A 21,458-nucleotide genomic window follows, 5' to 3' on the forward strand; every position below is an offset into this window, starting at 1 on the left:
CCTGCTGTTTAGCAGGTCTTTTATTATGAAATTTAAATAATTAAAAATCAGTACCAGCTATTCATTACAGTCAATCTGAGTCAATAACAAAAAGCTAATACAATTCAAATCAATTGATTGATTTAAATATACTTTTTACAACTATTCAAAATTTATTTTATTATCCAAACATGCTAAAAATTGACCAACATAGTCAGATTTGCTATAAATAATCTCAGGTTTTAAGGAATAAAACCCCTAAGAAAATGCAAACCATTTGCTGAAACTAGAATGTCTAGACCAAACAAATCCACATGTAAAACTCTAGATCAATTTCGTCTCTTTTTCAGTATTCCAACTGATTTAGTTGGTCTAGTTTTTGCTTATATCTTAGGATCGTTAAGTGAGCTTTTAGCACTGTTTTGGTCATACATTGTCTGCAATATTTTGTTTTGTAGACAACTGTTCCAACAGGGAAGTTAGCCAGTAGGTCTATTATGCAGCAAGCCAATTCCCCCGCGTTAAGTGGTCGTCATTTTCATAACGAATCACTGTTTTCAGCCGAAAATTTATTGTTTAGCGCTCAGGATCTTGAAACGACTTGTCGCCATGTCGGTAAAATTTTTAAGCCCCATGTGCTGAAAATCTCTGAACAACGTACAGATTTCAGTGCAAGCATGCACCATGTTAAGTCAGGTGGTTTGTCGATTAACCGACTGGAATATAGTACCGATGTCTGTATTGAACCCGATTTTCTCGATCAGTTTTACCTGATTCAGATTCCGACTTCGGGCTATGCCGAAATTGAGTTTGCTCAACAAAAATTTATTTCTTATGCACAAGTGGCTTCACTGATTTCACCGAATCAACCCTTAAAAATGCGTTGGCATGCCAATTCTCCACAACTGATTTTAAAGATTGATCAGCAGGATTTTGCCCAGCACTGCCGCCAGCACTTACCCGATGGTGAACATACCCTACCGATTTTCCAAGCCAATCTGGACTTTTCAACCCAAAGCGGCGGGTATTTTCTGCAACTATTACGCACCCTAATGGATGCCTTAGCTTGTGATCAACATCCACTACACCATCCAATGGCATTTAAACAGTTTGAGTCAAATTTGCTCAATGCGCTGATTTATGGGCAGCCCAATAACACCCTTGCCAAAATTGATGCCTATAAAGACAAAGCCATTTCGCCTTACTTTATCAAGCGTGCCGAAGCTTATATGCGGGAGCATTTGCATGAAGCCTTGAATGTCGAAATACTGGCTGAACAGGCAGGTGTCAGCGTGCGTACCCTATTTGCGGGTTTTAAGAACTTCCTCAGTACTACCCCAATGGCGCATTTAAAAGAATTACGTTTTGAACAAGCACATTTGGAACTGATTCGTAACGAGCAATTGTCTGTGACAGAAGTTGCCTTTAAATGGGGCTTCACACACTTGGGACGTTTTTCTCAGGAATACAAACGTCGTTATGGTGAATTACCCTCTTCTACACGGCGTTTTACAGTATATGAACAGGATGTTTCTACACAAAAATGTTCGTAAAATTCAGCCATCATTTTGCGCGGGTTTCTGTTTAGAAGCCCATTTTTTTGAACAAAAATATTCGAGATAATGAGAATACATAGCTAAATTGATCATCAATATTTATGATGAAGCATTATTTAATTCCTATTCATCGTGACAGTTCAGCAGGTCAGGTCTTGGAAGATAAAGATGGGAAAAAAGTTTGGATCCCTATTTCCCCAACTCAATTTGTCGATGTTGATTCATAACAAATTAATCTACATAAAATATTTCCCCTATATAAATATCATGCTGGATTGATAAATTTATGCCATAGAAAAAGTATTGAGTCTGAATCTTCAGTTAAATACTCAAAAACCAGTTTCGGGGAGTGAAACTGGTTTTGTTTTGTGTGTTGTTTTGAGTTTAGAAATGATGGATATAACGCACTTGTAAACGTGTGCCTTGTGGTCGGTTTTGGGCATCTTGCTCAAAGTAAGCATTGGCCACCACATGATTGTCGTTCGAAAAACTGTACATTGCCCCAGGTCCAATTGCCCAGATCTGTTCGCGGCGGTCTTTCACTTTCTCACCATCCACTTTAGTATCGGTAATTTGTTTGAGCCAGTAACCATTGACCCCCAAACGCAATTTATTCGTTACCGCATAACTGGAAGCAAAGTTGGCATGAATCGCCTGCCCTGCCTGAATATCTTCGACATCTCCAAATGAATAACTTGGATCGTTATTTTTAAAGTTATAGAGATAATGAATACGGGTCGATACCGTCCATTTTGGAGTCAGCCAATAGGTTGCTGCCCAATAAGGATCGAGAGATACCGCATTGTTACTTGGGTTAATGTCTTTGTTTTGGTTATAATTTCCTGTGGGTAAATTCACCTGAAACTCGATACGCTGGACAAATTTAGGGCCTTGACTGCCCATAATCGGATCGAACTGAATAAAAGGCCCAATCATCAGATCGCCAAAACCACCTTGAGCTTTGAGTGCTGCATTATTTAAGCCATCATTCATGTCCATTTTGCTGACAAAAGGCAGTAAAAAGTTAATCCCCAGTGAGGCATGTTTGCCAACACGGACATTGGATAAATAGCTCAGTTGCTCAACTTCAACCTGATAGTTCAGATTGGTTTTTGGTAATCCAAGTCGCTGCCCTGACTGGTCTTTTAAGGTATTGGCATCGTAATTTTGCAGATAGGTCTGAGCATACCAGCCTGTGCCTGCGGGCAAACCACCATCGAGAAAACTGGTCATACCCAAGTTGACTGTAGGCAAGTCATAGGCATGAGTACCGAGTGCCACACCACACAACGTCCCTGCTAAAAACAGATTTTTAATCATCATTTGATTTTCCCCTGAATAAAAAAATCACGACCTGAAAGATCGTGATGTGATGAATTAGGCACTTAACTCTGGATGTGCCGCAGCAATACGATATTGCCCTGCATGAAATACCAGTGGCTCACCACAACGTTTCTGATAATGCTCAATTTGTCCAATAAAAATCAGATGATCGCCTCCTTCATACTGCTGTACATTGCGACAGAGTAAGGTCGCCAAAGCATCATCTAAAACTGGTATACCCGATTCACAGTCGTGATGGGCAATCCCTGCAAACTTATCCTCCGCAGGTCGGGCAAAGTGCCCAGAAAGTTGATGATGCTCTTGAGCCAACATATGAATGGCAAAGTATTTAGCCGCAATAAAGTCAGGCAAACTCGGCGCAGTCTTGGACAGACTCCATAAAATCAATGGTGGGTCGAGCGATAACGATGAAAATGAATTGGCAGTCATGCCGACTTTACGTCCATCTTGTCCACGCGTGGTGATAATGGTCACGCCTGTCGCAAACTGCCCCAGCAAGTTACGGATTTCACGCGGGTTGGAACAATCAATCTCGCATAGCTGCGATGCTGTTACGGTTTCCATAGCAAACTCCTTTGCACTCAACCTATGCCACTTTCTTGGCTGTTTTGGACTGAATAAATTGCTGTGCAGCCTGTGCATCGAACCACCACGGCGCAAACTGGCGCGGGTCATCGAAGTTATTGGCAAAGGTCGAAGCAATCGCTTGGTTTTGACTAGCTGCAGCCAAGATCTCAACCATGTGCGGTTGTGGTGGTACTAGCAGACTATTAGTCCACGCTACAACCTGCTCGGCATATGCCCAGTAACGCTCAAAGGTTTGTGTCATCCACTGTGCATCAAAGCTTTGATTGGCATGATTCAAAATCGCATCGAAATAGACCTTGCTGCATTTGGCAGCATTGTTCGAGCCTTGACCTGTAATTGGGTCATTGACCACCAAAGCATCTGCCATACCCAAGATTTGTTTACCCGATGGCAAAGTTAAAATTGGTTTACGCACGGTTGGCGGAAACCGTCCTGCCAGATAACCACCAGCATCGGTCAGTTCAACTTGCTGACAGCGTTCATATTCCCAAGGTACATATTTCTTTAAGAGTTCAAGGCTTAATGCCAGATGTTCTTCAGCCGTTTTTGCTTCCTGCCAGCAATCCATCGGGCCATTGGGAATGCCTTCAAAAACCATAATGTCGCAAGCCCCATTCACCGTTAGTGCAGGAAATGAGAAATATTCACCGACTTGAGGAATCACGTTAAAAGTCACTCGCGAATATGGTGAAATCGGCTGCATACCTTTGACATAGGTCAGCGCCAACGCACGTTGTGGCTTGTCAAAGGTACTCCGTTCGGCATCATGCTCGAACTGTTTCACCACTTCACCTTTACCTGCGGCAAGGAGTACCAGTTCATATTCACTCGCAAGCTGTTCCAGTTCTTCCAAACCGACATCTTGAATCACCAACTTGCCGCCACGGCGTTCAAATTCTTCCATCCAGTCAGGCATTTTCACGCGCTGATCGACCGACTGCGCATAACGCTCTAAACGTGCACTCCATTCAAAAGCTTTTTCGCCATTTTCAGGATTGACCAGTGTAAAACCTATGCCTTCCACCGCTGGGCACTGTTCCTCCCAAAAGTTCAGCCCCAAATCACGCTCGGTTTGTAATGCAGTATGAAACATACATTGGCTCGACATGACTTTACCCTGACGGATCTGATCCGCAGTACGGTTGGTCAGTAAAGTCACGTCATAACCTGTGTCCAATAAACCCAATCCAAGCTGTAAACCTGACTGTCCTGCACCGACAATTGCAATACGACGCATAATGAATCTCCATATCTCTAAAATGAGTGTAAAAATGCCGACTTATTCGGCTAAACGAGGAATGGCAGGTTGATTGCCTTCAGGCCCCATGACCGAATAACCACCGTCCACAGCGTAGTCCGCGCCAGTCACAAAACTTGCAGCGGGAGATAATAAAAACAGCACCACATTGGCGACTTCTTCGGGATTGCCCAATCGACCCAGTAAGTGATAATCGGCAGCCACGGCATCGGCTTTGGCACGCTGATGCCCACTGACTTCGGCAATCACCCTTGACCATGTCCAGCCTGGGGAAACTGAATTGACCCGAATGCCATCGACCGCAAAATCCATTGCCATGCTTTGTGTAAGCTGACGCATTGCGGCTTTCGACACGGGATATAACCAGCGTCCTGTTTGCGCTGCTTTGGCAGAAATCGAACTAAAGTTAACGATGGCACCCCGCTGCTGTTTCAGGTCTGCATAAAGTGCCCGTGTCAGCTCAACTGCCGAGAGCAGATTGACATCCAAGGCTTGTAGCCAGTCGCCACGACTCGACTTAAAGCCATCATCTAAGTAAGTACAGGCCAAATTCACCAAGGCACTGACCTCGCCAAACTGGCGGTGAATCTCACTGACCGCACGTTGAATGGCACTGTCACTGGTCAGGTCAGTTTGAATAAAAATCGCCTGCGCCATAAACTGCTCGGCAATCTGCTGCCCTTCTGGATTGACATCCAAAATTGCAACGCGCGCACCAGCTTCTACCAGTGCTTTGACCACTGCCTGCCCAATCAGGGTTGCACCACCGCTCACCACCGCCACTTGATTTTGAAGATTCAGATTCATGTCAGACTCCTTAGTCAATCGGTTTACCAGCACTTGATGTCCAAGATGGCATCAAGGTGTTAGATGGCAGATCTTCATCCAGCAGTTTTTTCGCGGTTTCCACGCCAGCTACAGGCAAGCCTGTTGGATCAAGCAACCCGATCTGCACCAGTACCGAAGCCTGATCCCAATAAATATGCTCATGACACAACTTTGAACCACGAAACTGAATCACACCGAGCATCGGAATTTCGACATATTTGCCTGTGGGTTGAACACCCGGTAATAACCAGTCAATTTCTGAATCGTGGGTAAAACTCATGATGAATTCGTCCACCACTTGGGTTGAGCCCACCGTGCGTGAAATCGAGGTGATTTTCATGTCTTGCGGATTTTGATGAACGAAGTGATAGCGGTAAAAACGTGCCAGTTGGCTATAACCGACCCCACCCGTTAAGGTTGGAATGTGATTGACATAAGGCTGAGCGACCATGGTTGCCATCGTGGCGGGCACATCACGCGTATCGAACTCATGTCGAATATGCTCTTCCCAAAGTGCTACCAAGTCATAATGCGGGCCAATAGCGTTGTGTAATGCCGTGACGGTTCGCTCGTGGGCAAACTTGGCAGAAGGTTTGTGAAAATGTGTGCCTTGCGGGCGAGCAAAGGCGTGATCAACACCTTCATAAACATAGACTTTGAGATTTGGATATTGCTGTGCTGCTTGCACAATCTGCTCACGAGCCGCAGGTGGAGTGAACTGATCCAACTCGGCAATATGCAGTACTAACTGAGCGCGGCAATTTGCCAGTTCATCCAGTTGTTTTTCAATACCCACACCGTAGTAGCCAACCGCACAAGCAACTTCAGGTAAACGGCAAGCCGCCAGATAGGCCAGTTTGCCACCAAGGCAATAACCGACCACGCCCAAGCCAGCTTCAGCGGTACATTCCTCTAAACTTGCCAAATGCTGCAAACTGTCTTGAATATCTTGAACACCCAAATCCTGATCGTATTGCTGATACAAAATAAAAGCTTTTTCAAAGTCTTCTGCGCTATAACCCAGTTCAATCTGTGGCTCATTGCGCCAGAACAAATCGGGAACTAAAACCGTGTAGCCTTCTTCTGCCAGAAAATCAGCTTTGGCACGCATCGCGGCATTCACCCCGAAAATCTCTTGGCACAGGACTATTCCTGGTCCTTTCCCGTCGGCAGAAACCGCCAAATACGCAGCAAATGTCTGACCTGTTCGACTTGTAATATGGATATATTGACCAGCCATGTTGTCAACTCCTGACCTAATTCATGCTGTAATCATCTATCTGAAAGATCATTTAGGCTGTCCAAAAGCTGCGAGCACTATCCAGCAAATGCGCAATTTGCAGAACATTTGCAGTTTTTGCACAAAAAAATCGGGCAACCTGATTCAGATTGCCCGATTTTGAGTATCTTTATTTATAAATTACTTTTAATTCAATTAGTTAAAATTAAAATCTTGCTGATAAAAATAACACAAAATACTGTCGGTAATATCATCACAAATTTGTTTGTGATGAGTATCGCCAATCGTTTGTTAGGATTGCTGCGCCAAAAGCTGTAAACAGGTCTGAATCAATCGGGTCAATACCGCAGCTTTCATGAGTACCCCACAACCAAAGCGATTTCTCACCATTGGAGCAAGGTCTTGTTCAATTCAGCGTGACTCTAGTCATTGCTGTTCCAGCGAAATCACAATGTAGTCAGTATCGGGTGGTGTACACAAGAAAAAGTCCTGCTCAGAAGGCAGCAAAGTTGCGCCATTTTTATCTCAAGTATGTGTAGGCAAATGCTGATCTTCGGCAAGTAGCAAAATTTATTCTTGTTTTGAATTATTTTAATGCAATCATCAACACACCAATGGTGATCAGTGCAATACCACCGTATTCCTGCTCTGACGGACGTTCGCCCAAAAAGATTACCGCAAATATTGCCACTAAAACCACACTCAGCTTATCAACTGGAGCCACTTGCGATGCATGTCCCATTTGCAGGGCACGAAAATAACAGACCCAAGACCCACCTGTTGCCAGCGCAGATAACAGCAAAAATAACCATGTTTTTCCACCCAGCCAAAATGGATTTTGCCATTTTCCCAAAAAAGTAACCCAAGCCAATAAAATCACAACGATTAGACCTGTACGAATCAGGGTAGCAAAGTCTGAATCTACACCTTGTAACCCAATTTTGGCGAAAATCGCGGTTAATGCCGCAAAGCTCGCGGATAAAACTGCCCAGAACAACCAGTGTGACAACATGTTTCGCTCCTCAAGTGACGCTTCTTTGCACTACAGCATGTCACCATAAACTTAAGCAAAACTTGCACCTGTATCAGAATAGCTTAAATCTTAGGCAGCACTAGTCATACGTGCTTGTGCGTGGGTCAAGACATATTCAATCGCCTGTTCCAGTAGCAGATTTCCTTCCGCGTAGGTGTGTTCAGGGACTGCCAATGTTTCAGCAGGTGCTTGAACATACTGCCCCTGATACTGCGCGACTTCATCACTCAAATTTTCAAACAGCATATTTAAGGTTTTTGCCGTCATTTCTGGATGACACTGAAAACCAATCGCTTGTTGCCCATATTGATAAATCTGACGTGGGCAAGCGGCATTGCCTGCCAATAGTACTGCGCCTTGTGGTAACTCAAAAGTTTCCGAATGCCACTCTAGAACCTGCACTTGCTCAGGAATCTGCCAAACTGTTTGAGCATCCAGATCTGCAACTTTATAAATGTTGTGCCAACCACGTTCTTTCTCAGGATTTTTACTGATCTTTGAACCTAGTGCCTTGGCAATCAGCTGCCCACCTAAACATAGCCCAATCGCAGGCTTTCCTGTTGCCAAATATTGCTGAATCCATTCAATTTCTGTAGTAAGCCACGGATAAACCTCATGGTCATTCACACTCATCACACCGCCCATAATCATGAGTAAATCCACATCTTCAATTGCAGGCAGTGCCTGTAGTTCTAATGCAGTTTGAGGTGGTAAGGCAAAAAATGCGGTTGCTGTAATCTCGGCGTGTCGTTGTTGAAAATAGCTTAAACAACTACCAAAGCCCTCACCTTCAATATGTTGAAAATAGTGCACACGTAATGCTTTGCTCATGAAAACACCTTTAATTTTCATATTAAGAATTATATTTTCCTTATAATAAATTTAAATTTAGATGGCAGCTATCACAATTTGGAAAAATTACAGAAAAAAGTATGTGTAAATGAGTTTCCACTTTTATACATCAATAAAAAAGTCTTAATCACACTCAGAAAATGACCAAATGTTGTGGATATCACAAAATGGCAAGAAATATTCTTTATAGTTGGATAAAGATTGCTGTTTTCTTCAGCATTTAATCGGGAATTTGACCTGTTAAAATCCGAAATTGACTGATCATGACCTTGCAGCAACAAGAACTTGTGCTACATTAAAAACAACAATTAGACCTAAGAGTGCAAACTCCAAGAGAGGCTAGAATGAAACGTGTGATTGCTTGTATTGATTCTTCACCCTGTATTAATGCCATTGCAGATGCGGCAGCATGGGTTGCGAAGCAGACACATCGAGAGCTGGTGCTATTACAAGTTTTGGACTATTACCCTGCCAGTTATCATTTAGGGGAAATTAGTGGCGTGATTGGCTTTGAAAGTAATGCCATGCTACTGAAAGAACTTGCCGAGCTTGAACAAAAACAAAGTGAACTTGCGATTAACTATAGCAATAACTTGCTGGCGCATATTTCTAAAATGATCAAGGAAAAACATGATATTGAGGTCAGTATCATCCAAGAAAAAGGTGATTTCCTTGAACAAAGCTTTAATATTTTAAGAGATGATGACATTGCCATTCTTGGCCGTGTTGGTGAACGTGCCGCTGAAAAAAATAAAGTGATTGGCAGCAATGTCGAAAACTTCATTCGAGGGGCGCAATGTACTGTCATGACCATTGGTGATCATTTTAAAGCACCAACCCGTTTTATTTTTGCCTATGAATACTCACCAACCTGTATAAAAATGATGCACAGAATTGCCGAGAGCGATTTGTTGCGTCAACTACAATGTCACTTGCTTTATGTGGGCGATCATCCAGACGTTCTTAAACAACCTGAAGAATTCCTCAAGCTACAAGGAATAGATCTTGTGGTCGAAGCCCGTTATGGTGATGTTGCTGAAAGCATTATGGAATATCAACGCCAACACGGCATTCAACTGGTCTTACTTGGTGCATTTAGCCACAGTAAAATCCATCAATTTTTCTTGGGTAGTATTACCACGACAATTTTCCGAAATTTAAATGTGCCTATGATTGTCGCAAAATAATTGGGGAAAGTTGTCCATAGTTATCCGCATAATCTGTGGATAACTCTATGGACAGAACATCTAAGCTACTTATTATTATCAATAAAAAGCTATTGGTGATTTTTTGTTACATCTATCATTATTTGACAATTGCGATGGCAAAACCATCATGACCTTTGCTGCCTACTGTTTGCAACGCTGTACAAGACAATAAGCGCGGATGATCTTGAAGTGCAACAAACGTTTCACGAATCCCTTCAATACTTGGCTTGTGATTATCAGGGTTAATAATATCCCCTGCACGGATCACATTATCGAGAACAATCACGGTGCCTGAATGTGAAAGCTGTAAGCTCAGTTCCAAATATTCAGGATAGCTTTGCTTGTCAGCATCAATAAAAATAAAATCAAAAGGTTCAGTATTGTCAGGTAATGCACGAAGTACATCGGCTGCACGTCCAACTTTCAACTCAACCTTGACAGGATAATTGGCCTGATCAATATTTTGCTGAGCCATAGCCGCGTGAGTATCGCGTCCTTCGATCGTGAGTAAATAGCCATCTTCAGGCAATGCGCGCGCTAACCATGCAGTGCTATAAGCAGCAAAAGTTCCTAGCTCTAAAACACGTTTACACTGATTCATCTGGATCAGCATTTGCAGGAGCATACCTTGATTTGGCGCAACTGCCAGATGATTTGAAAAACCATGTTCAACTGTATTTTCAACGATTTTTTGCAGCTTTGGATCTTCAGAAATTAAATGTGACTCGATATATTCATCTAACGCTGTCCACATTTCTTGCATGATTGACTCACCTTATTTACGATCAAGCCATTGTATACATTTATATCCTGAGTTCAATTTTTCATAAAAAAAAGAGATCAAAATGATCTCTTTTTCAATATTAGCAATCAGGCCAAGCTATTACACATTGAAGAACTACGACTGTGGTTAGGCCCCCAGGTTCGATAGCCTTGAGTATCAATATGAATTTGTCCAGATGCATATAACCCAAGACCCATATTCAGGTTTTGACCATATTGTGTCCAGAACTGGCACAATTTATATTTGGTACTTTGAATATATGCAAAATCTTGCGGTTTCGGGTATTCAGCCCCAATACGAAAATCAATTGCTGAGTTGAATAAATGGCGTGAAGAATTTGCACCACCTGCACAGCGATTGGTTGGTAAATCGCGATAAACTGAGGTGACTTCAAAATCTGTCAGAACTTTGGTCGCAACCAAATATTTAAATACACGTAGCGTTGCAACTTGGTTTTCCCATAGCTCACGATTTGGCACAGCATACTCAGAACTACCACATTTTTGCCAGTCACGCGCACTACGTAACAACTCAAAGGCAGGAATCACATTACCGACATGCTGCTGATCTAAAAATTTTTCATATTCATATGCATGCTGGCGGTTTTGACCTTGTGCCAGCCACATATTGTAAGTGTCTGGAACAATTTTCGGTAATCCGACATGTTCATTGGTGACTTGTTCTTCGGGAATTTGAATCCGTTTACCCATTTGTGAATAATTATAGCCTGTCTGTTGCGTTGTGGTGGTACAGCTCACCAGAAATAACGAAACGACACCTGTGTTAAGCAGATGTTTTGATACAGATTTAATCATTGACAACACGATAAAAGAGCGATATTGCAGCTATTGTACTGCAATACTTCGCCACAAAATTGGATTTTTTTTAACGAAATGTGAATCTTTGGTATAAAAAAAGATCAGCATTTGCTGATCTTCCAAACTTACTTTTCTAAGTATTGTAGTTTGTCTGCTTTACCATTCCACTCTTCGCGATCTGCTGGTTGATCCCCGATTTGTGTAATGTTCGGCCATTTTTGAGCAAGTTCAGCATTGAGTTCGATGAACACTTCCTGACCTTCTGGCAATTCATCTTCAGAGAAAATTGCATTGGCTGGACATTCTGGTTCACACAATGCGCAGTCGATACATTCATCTGGATTAATAACGAGGAAATTTGGACCTTCATAGAAGCAGTCTACTGGGCATACTTCAACGCAGTCTTGATATTTACATTTAATACAGTTTTCAGTGACAACAAAGGTCATGGCGACAGCTACCTAAAAAATATGGTTTCGTTCAATTGCGCTATTGTAGGCAAAAAACCAAGCAACAAACAATTCCTTTTATTGATATTAATTATATAAAAGGCTGTTAATTTGAAATAAAACTGATTGATTCTCATTCACAACCAGTTTTACTCAATTTTAACTTATTTATTGCACTGATTTTTTAGCTAATGCTTTTAATTCATACAGTTGCTCAAGCGCCTGACGTGGCGTCAGATCATCAACATCGAGCTTTTGCAGGTAGTCTAATGCAGGTGAAGCCACCTCAACTTCAACCGTTTTTTCGACAATTTCAATCTCGGGTTCAATCTGCATAAACAGGTCATTTTGAACAGAAGCCTGCAAGTGCTGCTGTTGCTGTTTTTCCAAAATCTTCAGACGTTTTTGCGCATCCTTGATTACCCCGACTGGAATTCCTGCAAGTTTTGCCACTTGTAAACCATGACTCTGACTGGCTGGGCCCTGCTGTACTTTATGTAGCAAAATAAGCTGACCATTCAGTTCTTTTGCCGTGACATGATAGTTGTCAATCCCTGCTTCTTGAGCTAGTTCGGTCAGTTCAAAATAATGCGTGGCAAATAGGCACAGACATTTCACACGCTTGGTCAAATCAAGTACACACGCCCATGCCAGCGACAAACCATCATAGGTACTGGTTCCACGCCCAACTTCATCCATAAGCACCAAGGACTGATTGGTCGCATGATGTAGAATTTGCGAAGTTTCAGTCATTTCAACCATAAAGGTCGATTTACCTGTCGACAGGTCATCCGCAGAGCCAATACGGGTAAAGATACGGTCAATCGGCCCAAGTTGTGCAGCCTGCGCAGGCACAAAACTACCGCAATATGCGAGCAGGCTAATCAGGGCTGTCTGACGCATAAAGGTCGACTTACCACCCATGTTTGGCCCTGTAATAATTGCCATACGATGCTGTACATCCAAGAACGTATCGTTAGGTGTATATGGTGCTTTATTGAGCGCTTCTACCACAGGATGGCGACCTGCGCTAATCTTAATGCCAATTTCAGGACTAAAGCTTGGACGTGCCCATGTATATAAACGCGCTTGCTCGGCAAAGTTACTCAAGACATCGACTTGTGCAATGGCTGCACTCATCATCTGCAAATTGGCAATGTTTTGACGTAAAGTTTCCAGTAAAGCTTCAAACAGCATTTTTTCACGCGCCAAGGCACGTGATTCACTTGATAAGACCTTATCTTCAAAACCTTTCAGTTCAGGCGTGATATAGCGTTCTGCATTTTTTAAAGTCTGACGGCGAATATAATCCGCTGGAGCTTGCTCAGCTTGGGCACGCGTCAACTCGATGTAATAACCACTCACACGGTTATAACCAATTTTGAGTGTATTAATCCCTGTACGTTCACGTTCTTTAATTTCTAAATCAATCAGGAATTGTCCTGCATGATCACGAATTTGACGAAGTTCATCCAGTTCTGTGTCGTAGCCTTCTGCAATTACATTGCCATCACGTAGCAATACAGGTGGATGTTCAACAATCGCCGCCATAAGCTCTTGATGGAGTGCTTTAAAATCACCAAGCTGTTGATCTAACTCAGTTAAAAGTACTGATTTTTGTGACTGAATCACGGGTTGTAAGGCATGACGTAACAGTGGAATCTGTGCACAGGCATGGCGTAACTGCACCAGATCACGCGGACGTGCACTGCCCAGAGCTACACGACTTAATACACGTTCAATATCACCAATTTCTTTCAGCACCAAACGTACAGGCGTTTCATGATAGCCCTGCAACAACTGCTCAATCGCATCTAAACGCTGATCGAGTAACACCGTATCACGAATGGGTTGCATGAGAGTACGGCTGAGCAAGCGTCCACCCATTGCGGTTTGACAATGGTTAATCAGTTGAAATAAAGACGTGCCATGTTCAAATAACGGCTCAATAATTTCCAAGTTACGACGCGTCACAGGGTCAAGCGCGATAAAATCACTCGACTGTTCCAGTTGAATCGAACGGATATGCGGCAAAGCCGTTTTTTGAGTTTCTTTGGCGTAGTGAATTAATGCTGCCGCAGCCGCTTTCGCTAGGGGTAAATGGTCAATCCCGAAACCCGACAAGGTTGCCACTGCAAACTGGTCACACAAGGTTTTTTGGGCATTGTTTAAATTGAAGTCAACATTTGGACGTTTGGTTACTGGGCAATCGAGTTGTTTTTTGATGACTTCCAAAATGTTTTGATCAACCAGATCTTCATCAATCACGATTTCACTTGGCATTAAACGCGCCAAATCAATCGGTAACTGTTCAGCCGTGTAGGTTTGTTGTTGAACTTTAAAAATACTGGCACTTAAATCCAGTAAAGCAATCCCGATCTGATTTTGCTGAATGCATAATGCAACCAGATTTGAAGACTGATAGCTGCCAAGTAAGGCATCATCCGTCAAGGTACCAGGCGTTAGAATACGAACCACTTTACGTTCAACAGGCCCTTTACCTGTCACCTCACCGACCTGTTCACAGATCGCAACCGTTTCACCTGCCTTGACCAAACGAGCCAAGTAACCTTCAGCCGCATGATATGGCACACCTGCCATTGGAATCGGCTCACCATTGGTTTTGCCACGATGAGTTAAGGTAATTCCAAGTAATTTTGCAGCTTTACGGGCATCGTTAAAAAATAATTCGTAGAAGTCCCCCATACGGTAAAACACCAAAGCATGCTGATGCGCCATTTTGACTTTTAGATATTGCTGCATCATTGGGGTATGGGAGGAAAGATCAGCTTCTACAAAGTTATGATTTACCAAAACAAATTCCTTTAAAAACAATCAAAAACATCATTAAACTTTTTTCGTATTTGCACTTTATATCCGTCAATCTCAAAAATAAAGACAGCAAAATAAGTTTGTTGATTTAACATTCAATTTTCTAAGACCGATTCAACTCAACGGCTGAATCTATGACAGGCAGGTACAGGCTTAACCTATCAGAAAAAATATTCAGACTGAATTCTAGCAAATAAAGAAACCATCTCCAAAAATACCCTGTCATTTGTATTTCCTATTCTGACTAGAAGCATTGCACCAATCATCAATAACAAAACTAAATGGATTTAAATTTGATGATTAAGGAACATAAGCCGTCAGTTTCAGTAAAGTATCCCATTCCAAAGCAACCGATTCTTAGTCAAATACACATTTCTTTGAGGAATCCTTTAGCCAAATTGAATGGGAAATTTTATGAATAAAACAGGATCCAATAATGTACAAAACCATTCTATGTCTCACTTCAACACTTTCTGTCGTTCAGTTACATGCAGCCACTGTATCAACTACGCTTGGATTAATCAGTGATTATCGTTCAGCAGGTATCTCTCAAACATCTGGCAATCCCGCTGTTCAAGGTCATATTGATGTGACATTTGAAAATGGAATTTATGCTAATGCATGGACAAGTCATGTCGATTGGGGTGATGATGCTAAACTTGAGCTGGACTACTATCTGGGTTATAGCGCTGCGCTAAGCAAAGATATCGGTTATGATTTCAGTGTAGGCTATGTCAGTTATCCCGATTATTCTCTTGATATCAATTATCCTCAAGCCATCGCCAAACTCCACTATAAAAATGCTTCCGTGGCATATAGTTATTCCAGTAATTATTCTAATTCTGGCAAAAATGCTGGATATATTTCTCTGGATTACAGTCAGCCATTACCAAAAAAATTAAGCCTAAATTTGCATGCAGGTCGTAGCATGGGGGCTTACTGGAAAAATATGTATTGTGGTGAATACAATGATTACTCTGTCGGATTCGCTGGAAGCTTCCACGGTTTAGACTTGTCTTTGGCATGGATCAGCACAGATATTCACCCCCATACGCATTCAGGCGCTCTTCAAGATGATAGTACGATCGTGTTTGGTATTTCACATACCTTCTAAGCCTTATTCACTCTCTACTTCACACAAGAAGATTTTTACGAAGAAGCATGATAGCACCAATAGTTTTTAGCGTTGTACAGCCCTTAGAGCCATACTGAAAACTAGGTTTTTAGACGAAAAATCTTCTTGTGATTAGCTATATTTGAGTACACAGGGACAATCGACATTTCAGTTATAGTAAAGTCTATCGAATCTGATAGTGCTTCTATTTTTAATAAAAAACTGATTCTCTAAATTTTGAAATAGGTCACAAAGACATACTAAAATGCCGAAACCTCAGCTTGGATGCCCTGATCTTTTTCGCTAGAATGCCTGCTCCAAAAATAAATCATTTTAAAATAATGAATAAATACAATTTTTTAGTGCTTCTATGTTTAAGTTTGATTACGGCTGCTTGTCAAAAAGCTGAACCTGACTCCACAAAAACAGCTACACCTCAAACGACAACTGAAACTCATGTCACAGTCCCTAAACCTATTGATCCTGCTAAAAAATGTCAGAGTCTTGACCAGCAGCTCAAGCAATACACCCAACAAGGCATCACTCCTAAACAACTGATTACATTTAACACTGAGTTAAAAGCATGTGTTGCTCATGTTCCACTGGAGCAACGTTATGCATGGTTAAATGCAACTAGCAAGCTGTATCAAAAATTTATTGGACGATATGAATCTAAAGAACTCGATGAATATATTGGACAATTAGAATATGAATCGAGTCTAGACAGCAGAGATGAGTCCATTGCTAAACGTAAGGAAATGCGGGAAGAATCTATTGCCGAACGTAAAAAGACTGAAACTAAATTAACCAGACATCAACTATTCATTATCCAGAATTTAAAAAAATTATATTTAGATATTTACTATTTAGGAGAAGGTGAATTTACACTTACTCAGCACCCTCGCTATGATGAGGATATGTTTACAGCACATTTACCAGAAGCAGATCAAGTTTACCTCAAAAAAAATTCAAGCGAATATTATGGAGCAAATTTCGATCTAGATGCTGGCTTATCAATCAGTTTTAAAGATTTAGCAAAACGCTTATTATTTTGGGAAAAATATCAAGTTCAATTCTCCGATAGCCACTTCCATAAGCAGGTAGTGAATAAAATTAAAGAATATCGCCACTTTTTATTGCTTGGTCTAGAAAATACGCCTGTTATTATGGGTGATTACAAATCTGAGCTTGCAGATCCCGAAGCAATCAAAGCCATTACTCAAGTCAGTCAGGCAAACTCAACGTCTAGCCCCATTGCACAACAAGTCTTAGATCTGATTCAACAAGAAACTGAAGCATGGCGTCAACTCCATACGGTAGAGAATATATCTGAAGAAAAGCTAAGTGAGCAAGAGCATGAGTTTGTAATACAAGTCAACAATAAAATGATTGCTCTAGTTGATCAAGCCGACGCCTCAACCAAATAAATAATACAACCTACGAACTGGCGCTTTTCCAGTTTGTCATGTCGTTAAATCAATGACATTGAAGAAAAGCGCATTACTTTAGAAAGCAGTTCTTGTTTACTGCCTACGTCCGCTTTTTGAAAGATGTGACGCACATGAGTTTTAACGGTAGCCAGACTGGAAAAAATGGTATTGGCAATTTTGAGGTTATCAAAACCCTGACAAATATATTTTAAAATTTCCAGTTCCTTACGCGTCAAGCCAAAGGTTTCCTGAATGACCTGATATGGAATTGCCTGATAAGAAAATAAATGATTGGAAAATGCATACAAACTTTCAATCATGGCAAAGTCTTGGGTTGAGAAATCACGCTGTTCACGAATCAGACTGACTCCACGCACAGGACGCTGCTGATCCAGATAAATCAGTTCGATATGATCCTGAATCTGCCATTTATGCATAAACTGGGCATACTCAGCATTAATTTTTCGGGTTTTTAACGCACAACAATGTAATTTGTTTTCAACCAAGACCTGAAAATGCACAGGGTCACAATACTGTTTTTCTGAGACATATTCATCGAGTGAAATCTGTTTTACACCTTGATGATAAAAGTTCTCTGCCTGCTCGCCGCTAATATCATAAGAAATAAAACCATCAATCGGCATGACATGTTGTACCGCTTGAATAAAATGATCTGTAAAACCAATCCAGTTGATTTGATTCATATCCTGTTCCCTCCTAGAACTGACAGCATGTCTATCATGCTGCCAGATAATACTCCACGACTGCGTTTAAGCTTGTGTCACATGTACCGATTGTTTATGGGTAAATTGCAATAAGCCATCTAGACCAAATGAGAAACCTAAACCTGAAAGTTTCCAACCACCAAATGCTGCCGATGGAGACAAGTCACCATGACTGTTGACCCAGACCGTGCCTGTTTCCAGTGCTTCAGCAATGGCTTGTGCCTTGTCCAAGTCCTGCGTCCAGACTGAACCACCTAGACCGTATTCGCCTTGGTTGGCTTTTGCCACGACTGCATCAACATCACTAAATTTAACAATTGGCAGTACAGGGCCAAACTGCTCTTCATCAAGCAAAGCAATACCATCTTTTACGTTGGCAACCAATGTTGGTGCAATAAAATAGCCCTGTTCAGGATGTGTCACGCGCTGATTGAGAATTTGTCCACCATTGGCAATGGCATCATCCAAAATGTTTTTGACTTTTTGATACTGAACGCGGTTTTGCACTGGGCCAAAAGTGGTATTGGCATTGAGTCCATCTCCCACCACTTGCTGATCGGCAATTTCCACCAGTTTTTCAGTTAAGGCATCGTAAACTTTTTCATGCACATACAAACGCTTTAAGCAAGCACAAGTCTGACCCGCATTTAAAAATGCTGACTGGAAAATTTTTCCTGCAACAGCATCGACATCCACATCATCAAGCACAATTCCGACATCATTGCCCCCAAGTTCAAGCACCACACTTTTTAACGATGCAATCGAACCTTGTAAAATGTGCTGACCTGTACGGGTTGAACCTGTAAACACCACTTTATCGACTTGAGGATGTTCACTGAGGGTTTTCCCCACTTCGCCAGTCCCCAGCACCAAATTACATACACCTTTTGGAACGACTTGATTAATAATTTCCACCAAACGAATAGTGCTTAATGGGGTAAATTCTGAGGGTTTATTCACCACACAGTTTTTGGTTTTCAGGGCAGGAATAATGTGCCATACCGCAATCATAAATGGCCAGTTCCACGGCGTAATGGAAGCCACCACACCCAATGGTCGGTTATAAACATTCACCTGTTTGCCTGTTGGCTCAACATAATGTTCAACAGGAATTTCAAGTTGGGCAATGTGTTGAATCCACAATACACTCAAGTCCACTTCGAGTTGAGCCAAAAACAGTGGTTTACCCTGTTCTTGGGTAATGAGCTCAGCAAGGCTGGCTTTTTCTGCCTGAATTTTGTCGGCAATTTGCAATAAAAGCTGTTGAATGTGCTGATCATCGGTCTTTTTCCAGCTTTTAAATGCCTGACGTGCCGCAGCGATTGCCAAGTTGACTTGCTCAACAGTTGCTGAAGCCACTTCTGCCAAGACTTGCTCGTTGGCAGGGTTAAGAACTGCAACTTGTTCACCCTGACCTGTTACCTGTGCACCATCAATAATTAAACTGGTGTTCATAACTTCACATTCCTTTTACTAAGATCAGTCCCCTGACCGAGAGTTGTTGAGCAACCTGTTCCACGGTTACATCAAGCTATTGCATTGAAAGAAAAAATCTTTAGATCAACCGATCTGTGTCTTGGTTGATTGTTCTTGTCAAAACGAGACATCTTTTTCATCAAACCTAATTTTAAATTAATATAAAATCGTAATTTTGTAAATATATTAACTAAAATCAAATTTCCACACTTAATCCAAGTTAATATATTAATTATTTAACTTTTCACACATATTTAAAAGACTCAAATTAACATTCAGATTTTAAATCTAGTGCCAATTCAACTCGCCCTTTACGCTGTAAATACAATCCATAAGCCACGCCTAGTGCTGTCCAAATTACCCCTAAAATCAAGGCGTCATGCTGCATATTGGCAAATACTGCCAGTACAATCACAATACCAAGTACAGGCACACAAACATGTGGTAGGAAACGGCGCTGAGGATTGCGCAATCCCAAATGCACCAATACAGAAACATGCAGCAATAAAAAGCCTGCTAATGCGCCAAAGTTCACAAACAGTGCCAAGGTATCGACATGGTCTTTCATCACCAGTGCCACGGTTAAAGAAAATAAGGTAGAAATAATCATGGCAACATGCGGAATCTGCGTGCGTGGATGAATCTTGGCAAGCACTTCAGGCAGTTGTTGATTTCGCCCCATTGCGAACAATACCCGCGCTACACCGACTTGCATCGGCAAGGCATTGGTAAAACTCACAAAAATTGTGGTCAACCATGCAAAAACCAGTGCTGCCCAAGTTCCAATTTGCTGAGTGAGAATTTCATAGATCGCTGCGGCAGGGTCATGAATGTGTAAACCTGCTGCCAGATTCCCCACAAACCAAGTGGAGACAATAAAGATCGTGGCGCTAATCAACAGCACCAACATAATCGCCTGCCCGACCAGTTTACGACTATCACCTTTCACCTCTTCTGACAGCGTGGTAATCGCATCGAATCCCAAGAAGGCAATAATGCAAATTGAGGTTGCTGCAAAAACTTTTTTCAGGTCAAAAGTGTCTGCCTGATAAATCGGGGCAAGGCTCAAACCGCCTGTCCCTTTGCCATGATGCAAAGCGATGTAAGCGAATACCAGTACACCCACAATAATCACAAACTGGACTGCAACACTGGTCAGACTGACTTTGGTCGATACTTTGACCCCACGCCAATTCACAAAAAAGGCAAATGCCACTAGCAATAAAATCCATACAGCGCGACTAATCGATGGCATTAAGGTTTGCATACCAATTGACATTAAAATGAATACCAATGCAGGAATCAGTAGATAATCCAGTAAAATCAGCCAGCCCGCCAAGAAACCAGCAAAGGGACCAAGTGCCATTTTGGCGTAAGCATAGACTGAGCCTGCCTGCGGCTGTTCACCAGCCATCATGGCGTAACTTTTAGCGGTAAAATAAATGCAGATCGCACCCAAAATATACGCAAGGGTAATTAAACCACCCGAGGCGTCCCAGACAAAACCGAAGGTCGTCAATGCTGCGATCAGTGACAAATAGGCTAAGCCATATGCCACCAAATCGATTAAACCCAATGAGCGTTTCAGCCCTGATGCTGACTCATGCACTTGTGCCATCCACTACTCTCCATATTTTTTGATGCGCTGTGCTGTGACAGCTCAAAATCCTGTGCGCTTAACCCGATACACCAGCATCAAGTTTTTACACCCCTTCCATTCGTCGCTAGACTTTAGCTTTATGTGCATTAACCAATGGCAAGTAAATTGCTAAGATACGGCTCAAATTTAAGTGCTGTGGAATCTCAACAATCACTTATAGGGTCAATAAAGCTAAATTCAGGGTGTGAATTTATTATTGACAGAACGGATTTGGAAAATCTTGTAAAAAAACGACATGGATTCAGAAATGCAAAAACACAAGGATTGTGCTAAACATCAATACT

General features: G+C 41.9%; 19 protein-coding genes. 5 read left to right on the top strand and 14 right to left on the bottom strand.

Going from position 1 to position 21,458, the window contains the following annotated elements:
• Positions 1-476 precede the first annotated feature (476 nt).
• Positions 477-1,532, top strand: a complete 1,056-nt coding sequence (locus tag C1A47_RS03175; protein ID WP_111892363.1) for an AraC family transcriptional regulator — start codon at positions 477-479, stop codon at positions 1,530-1,532.
• A 104-nt stretch (positions 1,533-1,636) separates the two neighbouring features.
• The gene (locus C1A47_RS17920) at positions 1,637-1,762 is read left to right on the top strand and encodes a hypothetical protein (RefSeq protein ID WP_264756254.1); all 126 of its coding nucleotides are present in this window, start codon (positions 1,637-1,639) and stop codon (positions 1,760-1,762) included.
• A gap of 157 nt (positions 1,763-1,919) precedes the next feature.
• Here C1A47_RS17920 and C1A47_RS03180 read toward each other — a convergent pair whose 3' ends face one another.
• From C1A47_RS03180 to C1A47_RS03210, 7 genes are all read right to left on the bottom strand, one after another.
• Positions 1,920-2,858 (bottom strand): transporter, encoded by a 939-nt coding sequence (locus C1A47_RS03180; protein WP_111892365.1) that lies wholly within the window; start codon positions 2,856-2,858, stop codon positions 1,920-1,922.
• A 54-nt stretch (positions 2,859-2,912) separates the two neighbouring features.
• Positions 2,913-3,443: a flavin reductase family protein gene (locus tag C1A47_RS03185; protein WP_111892367.1), complete on the bottom strand. Its 531-nt coding sequence runs from the start codon at positions 3,441-3,443 to the stop codon at positions 2,913-2,915.
• A 22-nt stretch (positions 3,444-3,465) separates the two neighbouring features.
• Positions 3,466-4,704, bottom strand: a complete 1,239-nt coding sequence (locus C1A47_RS03190) for a styrene monooxygenase/indole monooxygenase family protein (protein WP_111892369.1) — start codon at positions 4,702-4,704, stop codon at positions 3,466-3,468.
• A 42-nt stretch (positions 4,705-4,746) separates the two neighbouring features.
• A complete protein-coding gene (locus tag C1A47_RS03195) occupies positions 4,747-5,532 on the bottom strand; it encodes an SDR family oxidoreductase (protein ID WP_111892371.1) in 786 nt (261 codons plus the stop codon).
• Between the two features lie 10 nt (positions 5,533-5,542).
• Positions 5,543-6,793 (bottom strand): dienelactone hydrolase family protein, encoded by a 1,251-nt coding sequence (locus C1A47_RS03200; RefSeq protein ID WP_111892373.1) that lies wholly within the window; start codon positions 6,791-6,793, stop codon positions 5,543-5,545.
• 586 nt (positions 6,794-7,379) lie between these two features.
• Positions 7,380-7,805 (bottom strand): EamA family transporter, encoded by a 426-nt coding sequence (locus C1A47_RS03205; RefSeq protein WP_111892375.1) that lies wholly within the window; start codon positions 7,803-7,805, stop codon positions 7,380-7,382.
• A 90-nt stretch (positions 7,806-7,895) separates the two neighbouring features.
• Positions 7,896-8,657, bottom strand: a complete 762-nt coding sequence (locus C1A47_RS03210; protein WP_111893065.1) for a type 1 glutamine amidotransferase — start codon at positions 8,655-8,657, stop codon at positions 7,896-7,898.
• A 365-nt stretch (positions 8,658-9,022) separates the two neighbouring features.
• On the opposite strand from C1A47_RS03210, the gene C1A47_RS03215 reads away from it, so the two are divergent.
• Complete coding sequence (locus tag C1A47_RS03215) at positions 9,023-9,865, top strand: universal stress protein (RefSeq protein ID WP_111892377.1); 843 nt, start codon at positions 9,023-9,025, stop codon at positions 9,863-9,865.
• A gap of 118 nt (positions 9,866-9,983) precedes the next feature.
• Here the strand turns inward: C1A47_RS03215 and C1A47_RS03220 are convergent, their stop codons facing one another.
• The 4 genes from C1A47_RS03220 to mutS form a co-directional block, all read right to left on the bottom strand.
• Complete coding sequence (locus tag C1A47_RS03220; protein ID WP_111892379.1) at positions 9,984-10,649, bottom strand: O-methyltransferase; 666 nt, start codon at positions 10,647-10,649, stop codon at positions 9,984-9,986.
• 107 nt (positions 10,650-10,756) lie between these two features.
• Complete coding sequence (locus C1A47_RS03225) at positions 10,757-11,482, bottom strand: D-Ala-D-Ala carboxypeptidase family metallohydrolase (protein ID WP_413772948.1); 726 nt, start codon at positions 11,480-11,482, stop codon at positions 10,757-10,759.
• Between the two features lie 131 nt (positions 11,483-11,613).
• Entirely contained in the window at positions 11,614-11,937 is a 324-nt protein-coding gene (gene fdxA / locus C1A47_RS03230) for a ferredoxin FdxA (RefSeq protein ID WP_004938070.1), read from the bottom strand.
• Positions 11,938-12,105: 168 nt separating this feature from the next.
• Entirely contained in the window at positions 12,106-14,703 is a 2,598-nt protein-coding gene (gene mutS / locus C1A47_RS03235) for a DNA mismatch repair protein MutS (RefSeq protein ID WP_111893067.1), read from the bottom strand.
• Between the two features lie 502 nt (positions 14,704-15,205).
• Here mutS and C1A47_RS03240 point away from each other — a divergent pair.
• Positions 15,206-15,883, top strand: a complete 678-nt coding sequence (locus C1A47_RS03240) for a TorF family putative porin (RefSeq protein ID WP_111892383.1) — start codon at positions 15,206-15,208, stop codon at positions 15,881-15,883.
• A 281-nt stretch (positions 15,884-16,164) separates the two neighbouring features.
• On the top strand, positions 16,165-17,310 hold the full coding sequence (locus C1A47_RS03245) for a hypothetical protein (RefSeq protein ID WP_162625916.1): 1,146 nt from the start codon (positions 16,165-16,167) through the stop codon (positions 17,308-17,310).
• Between the two features lie 44 nt (positions 17,311-17,354).
• Here C1A47_RS03245 and C1A47_RS03250 read toward each other — a convergent pair whose 3' ends face one another.
• From C1A47_RS03250 to C1A47_RS03260, 3 genes are all read right to left on the bottom strand, one after another.
• Positions 17,355-18,017, bottom strand: coding sequence for a response regulator transcription factor (locus tag C1A47_RS03250; protein WP_111892387.1), 663 nt, complete (start codon positions 18,015-18,017; stop codon positions 17,355-17,357).
• Between the two features lie 66 nt (positions 18,018-18,083).
• Positions 18,084-19,493 carry an aldehyde dehydrogenase family protein gene (locus tag C1A47_RS03255; protein ID WP_111892389.1) on the bottom strand — a complete coding sequence of 470 codons (1,410 nt, stop codon included), beginning with the start codon at positions 19,491-19,493 and terminating at the stop codon, positions 18,084-18,086.
• Positions 19,494-19,782: 289 nt separating this feature from the next.
• Complete coding sequence (locus C1A47_RS03260) at positions 19,783-21,132, bottom strand: APC family permease (protein WP_111892391.1); 1,350 nt, start codon at positions 21,130-21,132, stop codon at positions 19,783-19,785.
• Positions 21,133-21,458 lie beyond the last annotated feature (326 nt).

This window comes from Acinetobacter sp. MB5, from assembly GCF_003261585.1.
GTDB lineage: Bacteria > Pseudomonadota > Gammaproteobacteria > Pseudomonadales > Moraxellaceae > Acinetobacter.